A 5,742-nucleotide genomic window follows, 5' to 3' on the forward strand; every position below is an offset into this window, starting at 1 on the left:
CCTGTGTCGCCTGAATATCCACGAGCCGCTGACCTTTCCAGCCAGAGAAACTTAACGTGACAACACCCACCAAACGCGGCGACGCCCAGGCCGAAGCCGGACGACAATGCGCTGCTGCCGAACATATCGAGGGTGAAGGGATCGTGGGACATGAAAGCTCCTTTTCGAGGATGTGCGCCATCTCCCACGGGACAGGATAAAATTGAGGTGAGGAAATTTGGACCTGGTTCGTCCGGCGGCAGCGATCGCGAGCTACGAGCGCGTGATTACGGAGCGCTGCATTGTTTCCGTCGCAAACTCCGCCCGCAGATGCGTGGCTTCAGGGTTTGTGGAAAGCATGGCTTCCAGTCTCTCAGCGTCGATGAAGACGATGCCGTCGTCTCCCCCGAAATACCGGCGCTTGTAGTCCTGGTAGTCCGGTTTGGTCTTCGGATCGCACTCGTCGGCATAGACTGCGAGTGCCCTTTGGCCCTCTGCCAATTTTCCGTTGGAAAGCACATAGACGCCTTCATCGCCGACGATCCACAGGCCGTGCCGTTCGTCCTTATCCGGAAGCAGTCCATAGTGAGGATTGCGGAAACCGCCATTGGCTGCCGCGTCGGTGTGTCCGCGCGCGATCACTGCACGAACGTCGACCACGCTAAAAGTGAACAAGGCGTCCTCCTCACGCGGCAATCGGGGAGGGAAGGTGGCGAAGATGCACCGGCAGCTTCACAGCGCTCTCCCGTCGGTGAGTTCCTCGAGCAGCTTCAGGAAAGTGCCCTCGTTGCCGCCATAAAGCACGACGGTGCGCTTGCCGCGAGCGGACTGCGGCCACTTGTCTCCGGCATAGCCGCGGTAATCGTCGGCAGTCGTGCTCCAGATATGCTCGAGCCGCTCTTGCCGCGTCATGGACCGGACGGCTTTCGCGCTCGATGATGGCGACGCGCATCGTTTCGACGGATGCCTTGTCGGAAAGATCGCAATAGCCTGGAAATATCGAATGGCCGCGTCGATCCTGAGCGCAAAGAACACGGATGTCACCGAGCCGGTCATGTATTCGCGCATCGCAAACATCGACCCTCGGACCCACAATGGCGGCAGGACCTCGAACATGTAATCATACTCGGTCTCGCCGATCTCGAACCATTCGCCTGCGTAGAATGGTGCGGCATCACCATCCCAACGGTTTGGGCGCTGCGCGTGGCGATCGAACATGCGGAACATCTGCTGGCGGCTTGCGACGCCCTGAAAAACCTTGGCGGTTGCGGGAGAGGTGATCATCTGCGGCGCCTTTGGAGGTTTTCGGACTGAAGTGCAGCGCCGTCCTCTCGACCTCGCCATCCCCTTCAGTCCTTCATGACCCCTTCCGAGCCGCCGACATCGCGACCGGCCGGGTCAAGGGACGGCTCCGCCGGGCGAAGCCTTCCCTTGACGCTGCGGCACGCCACTTTCCTTTCTTTCCAGTTTTTGCTTTTCCCTGACTTTCAGGGTCTCGTTCCAATCCTCCTTGGGCGGGCGCAGCCGCGTCCAGTCGCACCCGGTATCCTCGGCGAGCGCCCGCAACCGCTCTGCAAACAGATCCCCCTGAGAATTGGCGTCGGTCGCAGCGACCAGCTGGGCGTCAGGTCTGGCGGCCAATTCCCTCAGCGCGGCCTGCGTGGCCGGCGACCATCCGCCGCCGGTGCTGAGATAGAGCGTGCCGTCACGCAACGCCTCGATGGCCGCGAGACTCATGGCATCGATCGCGGCTTCTGTGACGGCCAGGCGCAACGCAGTAGGCGGCCCGAGCCGGAAAAGAATCTTGTTCCCTCCAGAGGCGAACCCTCGGTATTGCGGACCTCGCGCCTCCCAGCCAGTCACAACGCCGACATCGTCCGAATGAGCTGCCCATAGGCTGCCATGCGGGCCTTCTCGAAGAAGGTCGCCTTTGATCGCGTTGCGGAGTAAATGTGCAGGCAGGCAACGCTCGCCATTGAGGTAACACCATGTCGACGACCCGGGCCATGGGCGGCGGCGCGCCTGCCAACGATCGGGGAGAGAGAGGTCGTATCCTCCATCAGGCTTCAATGGCTGCCACTCCGGCTCGGTGATCGTGAAACCGACGAGATCTGCGACCCGTTCGGCGCATTCGATAAATCCGACATGATCGAGATGCTCGACAAGCCCGAACACATCGCCTTTCGCATCGCTGAGCGGATCGAACCATCCGCGCCCCTCATGCGTAACGATGATGATTTCACCGCCACGGCGAAACTTAATCGCCCGCCGGCTGCTTTCCTCGAAGTCGATGGCGAAGCTCGCCCTTTCGAGAACCGCCGCGCAACCGACCCGTTCGCGCAGCGCTTCTATTTCTCTTCTCTTCATTTGATTTCCAATCGCCCGGCGATTGGCCCTCGTTGCCTTTCTTTGCCCTTCGTTTCGCGGGCACCCTTCGGCCAGCCGCGAAGAGCAAAGGCGGCAAGGGCGCGGCTGACAAGTGTCGGATCATGCAATGCTTGACCGCGGCGAAGCCTCCCTTGCGTCTGCAGTTCGCAAGCGGCACGCCAGAACCACGGAAAGAATCGTGAACGATCGCAAGATCGTCGTCGGCGTCGATTTCGTCAGAGGGTAGAACGCCGTACTTGCCGTCGGCTGCGAAGACCGTGACCATCAGGTCGCGGGAGAGCTGGAAGGCGTGGGACCGTACAAAGGAAAGATCGAGCGACTTTAGAGGGCTCAAGCCCGGCCAATTCCCGCTGAATGACTCCTCAAAGGCGCGGGATCGGCGCGATCAGCGCGACGCGGCAGCAGCTTCCTAGCGGACCTTTCAGCGGGTTGATCGTGGAATCCGGAAGAGAGCCAGGATCCATTCAAACACGCAAATTGGCTTGCGTTCGTGGCCACTTCGATTCGGCTACGTTCCGCACCGACCGCAGGAGCCATTGTCTCCGTCTTTTCAAAAACCGATGGCGCGATCTTGCTGAGGACCTGGAGGTCGCCGAAACGGTGCATTTACAAGCGGATGAAAGGCAAGGTGAAAGCGTCCGGCGCCCGCAACCATGATGGGATCAGTCTGATCGCGTGAGCTTCGCTTTCTCAAGCGCCTGTTCCAATGATTCGGCGTTGAGCGAAATAACCGCACGCTCCACGCATGCCTGAATTTCAGCGGCACGCTTTCCCTCGATCAACGCGATATCAGCCACAGTCCACCCCCTCGATATCCAGTGGAGACAGGTTCGTTCAATCGGAGAGAGCATTGCTGTCTTCATGGCGCGAGTCCCACTCAGCTAAAGCCCACTAGGGTTTCGAGCGGAAACATCGACTTTACCGGTGTAAATTTGTTCAAAACTCACCATGGCCATTTGCCTCGAATACCTTTGGTCCACCTATCCAGCTCGACTTCAACTCAAACCCGGGGTCAACACCACACAAGCCGCCCTTTGTGCTAAGTATGCCTTTGGCCTTTGCGGGTTCCCCAAGCGGAAGCTTATTCGTCAGAGCGATCGACGCAGCGATCACGGGCGTGGCTGCCTGGGCAAGGCAGCGCCTCGATCAAAGCTGAGCCCGACACCGTAGATTGAGGCGAGGGGCGACCGAATCGAAGAGACGGGTAATTTCGCCCTCAGCTCGATGGGACATCTCAATGAGATGGCGGGATAGTCGGACAAGCAGCACGCGACCGTGACGACGAGCGCGGTGTTCTCGGAACGCAAAGCCGCACCGGCGGCAGCGAAGGTGGCCTGCATGATAGGATCCTGTCTTGTAAGGAGAGAGGTCAGTTTTCGAGAAAGGTGAGCTCGCTGACGAAACCTTCGGCATCGCCTCGAAAAAGTGAGCGGCTGAATTCGATCGCGCGGCCCGAAGCAAGATAGGCAACGCGCTTTGTTAAAAGACCAGCCGTTCCGATCGCGACGCCAAGCGTGGTGGCGTCCGGATCTTCGATGTTAAGTGCGAAAGTGCGCTCGATCGCACGAATGGGTCTAAAGTTTGCGTCCGCGAGTGTGTTGCAGGTGGAAGAGGTAACGGTACGAGCGGCGGGCAGGAACTCGGAGGAAATGCATATGCGTTCAATCGCAAGCGGCTGGCCCGCCGAGCTCCGCAAATGGGTGATGCGCACGACGCGACTGTCGCTTGACAGGCCGAGTGTCATCATCTCCTCGGGTGCGGGATGAGATGTGCTGCGCTCGATGCACTCGACTTTCGTGCCCGATCCAAGCCAGGAAATGTCACCCGTCAAAAGGTTCGCGCGTGACGGAGGCTGATCTGCGCGGACCGCCGATCCGGCTACGAAGGTTCCTGAGCCGCGCCTGCGAACCAGAAATCCGTCTTGGACGAGATGGTCGATTGCTTTGCGGACCGTTACACGGCTAACGCGGACATGTTCAGCGAGGTCTCGTTCGGGATAAAGAACGTCGCCCTCTTTGAGTTTACCCGACAGGATCGCCTTTTCAAGCGCCAGCCGAAGCCTTTGATAGAGCGGACCGGCGCCCTTGATGTCTGTGTCCCATCCTGGAAGCATGGCTGCAAGCCTGTCACTCATTCGATCGCTTTCAGATGCCCGAAGCGCGACACAGCCAAGGCCACGGCCCCGCTCAGTGCATCTCCTTCGGGCGTTACCAATAGACTTTGATGCCGTGCAGCGATCCAGGACGAATACAGCGGCCCCAATCCGCCGAGCAGGCAAATCTTCTGCGTTCCTCGAGCGACCAGACGATCAAGTGCTTCGTCAACTGAAACAGCGGCTTCTTGCAACAGGCGCGCGGCGACGGCATCGCCCTGTTTCATGTGCTCGAATACGCGCGGCGCATAGCGGCCAAAGGCGCCGGGCTTTGCCTGCCGCGCAAACTCGACGATATTGCGTGGGTCATTTTTGAATTCCGCAAGGACCGAGGCGGTCATCGCGGACATGTCGTGAATGCCGTCATATGCTAGCAGCGTTTCTTGCAAAAGCGCATGTCCGATACGAGCGCCGCTGCCGAGGTCGCCCACAGTAAAGCCCCATCCGCCGACGTAGGTCACCGTCTCGCAGTGGCGGGAAATGTAGATCGTGCCTGTTCCTAAAATGGCGACGGCACCGTCTTTATCACCAAGCGCGCCTTGTAGCGCGATCAGCCCGTCTGACTCGATGTCCGCCTGGGCGAAAGGTAGCCTGTTTTTCACGTAGTGAACGGCCTCGCCGACATTATTGCCCGCGACCCCCAGAACTGCACGCGCCGAGGCGATGCTACGCGCATTGATGCCAGCTGCGTAAAACGCCGCGCGGGTCGCACTGGCAATGTTGTCGAGCGCCGTATCCGGATCGGAAAGAATGTTGGCTGGCCCGGCTTGAGCCCGCGCAAGGATATTCCCGTTCGAACCGGCGACTGCCGCACGGCAGCTCGTGCCACCGCCATCGATTCCGATTAGGTATGCGGTCATCCGCCCGTTCCTTCAGGAGGTCATCTGACACAACGTCGATCGCGTTCGGGCCGCCCCAGCTGCCCTCGTAGTGTTCGTACGTACGTCGCACAAACATACTTTCGTGTCAATTGGAAAACCGGCTGGCGAGGGCATGGGGCGAGACTGTCGCGAGTAACCCTCATGCAATTTTGGGAAAAGTTCGTGCGCAAAGACGTCGACGGCTTCGTCGCCAAGATTCGAAGATCTTTGCTCCGTTGTTCAAGTTTGAAGGATTCTTCGGACGGCATCGTGTCGAGGCAGTCGCATCAAACAACAGCCATGGCAGGGAAACTTTGATCTGGATCAAAGCGCGGTCCCGGCGAAATTGATAATCATCAAGCC

6 protein-coding genes and 1 pseudogene are annotated in these 5,742 nt (G+C 59.4%); all 7 read right to left on the minus strand.

Annotation, left to right across the window (positions count from 1 at the left end):
• Positions 1–252: 252 nt before the first annotated feature.
• Positions 253–654 (minus strand): DUF3085 domain-containing protein, encoded by a 402-nt coding sequence (locus tag OS035_RS33025; protein WP_331815531.1) that lies wholly within the window; start codon positions 652–654, stop codon positions 253–255.
• Between the two features lie 10 nt (positions 655–664).
• A pseudogene (locus tag OS035_RS33030) lies at positions 665–1,263 on the minus strand (DUF1419 domain-containing protein).
• Positions 1,264–1,377: 114 nt separating this feature from the next.
• The gene (locus OS035_RS33035; RefSeq protein ID WP_130790757.1) at positions 1,378–2,346 is read right to left on the minus strand and encodes a DUF3991 and toprim domain-containing protein; all 969 of its coding nucleotides are present in this window, start codon (positions 2,344–2,346) and stop codon (positions 1,378–1,380) included.
• A 683-nt stretch (positions 2,347–3,029) separates the two neighbouring features.
• A complete protein-coding gene (locus OS035_RS33040; protein WP_267970729.1) occupies positions 3,030–3,164 on the minus strand; it encodes a hypothetical protein in 135 nt (44 codons plus the stop codon).
• 572 nt (positions 3,165–3,736) lie between these two features.
• Positions 3,737–4,501, minus strand: a complete 765-nt coding sequence (locus tag OS035_RS33045; RefSeq protein ID WP_128408582.1) for a GntR family transcriptional regulator — start codon at positions 4,499–4,501, stop codon at positions 3,737–3,739.
• The gene (locus OS035_RS33050) at positions 4,498–5,379 is read right to left on the minus strand and encodes an N-acetylglucosamine kinase (protein WP_130654317.1); all 882 of its coding nucleotides are present in this window, start codon (positions 5,377–5,379) and stop codon (positions 4,498–4,500) included. Before OS035_RS33050 ends, OS035_RS33045 begins: the two co-directional genes overlap by 4 nt.
• A 160-nt stretch (positions 5,380–5,539) precedes the next feature.
• Positions 5,540–5,742: hypothetical protein (locus tag OS035_RS33055; RefSeq protein WP_331815536.1), on the minus strand; the 203-nt coding region annotated here is incomplete at its 5' end.

The sequence above is a fragment of the Rhizobium sp. 268 genome (genome assembly GCF_036571585.1).
Taxonomy (GTDB): domain Bacteria; phylum Pseudomonadota; class Alphaproteobacteria; order Rhizobiales; family Rhizobiaceae; genus Rhizobium; species Rhizobium redzepovicii.

Coding starts and splice junctions, on each gene's coding strand:
- OS035_RS33035 (WP_130790757.1), bottom strand. CDS start 2,346: ATGAAGAGAAGAGAAATAGAAGCGCTGCGCGAACGGGTCGGTTGCGCG.
- OS035_RS33045 (WP_128408582.1), bottom strand. CDS start 4,501: ATGAGTGACAGGCTTGCAGCCATGCTTCCAGGATGGGACACAGACATC.
- OS035_RS33050 (WP_130654317.1), bottom strand. CDS start 5,379: ATGACCGCATACCTAATCGGAATCGATGGCGGTGGCACGAGCTGCCGT.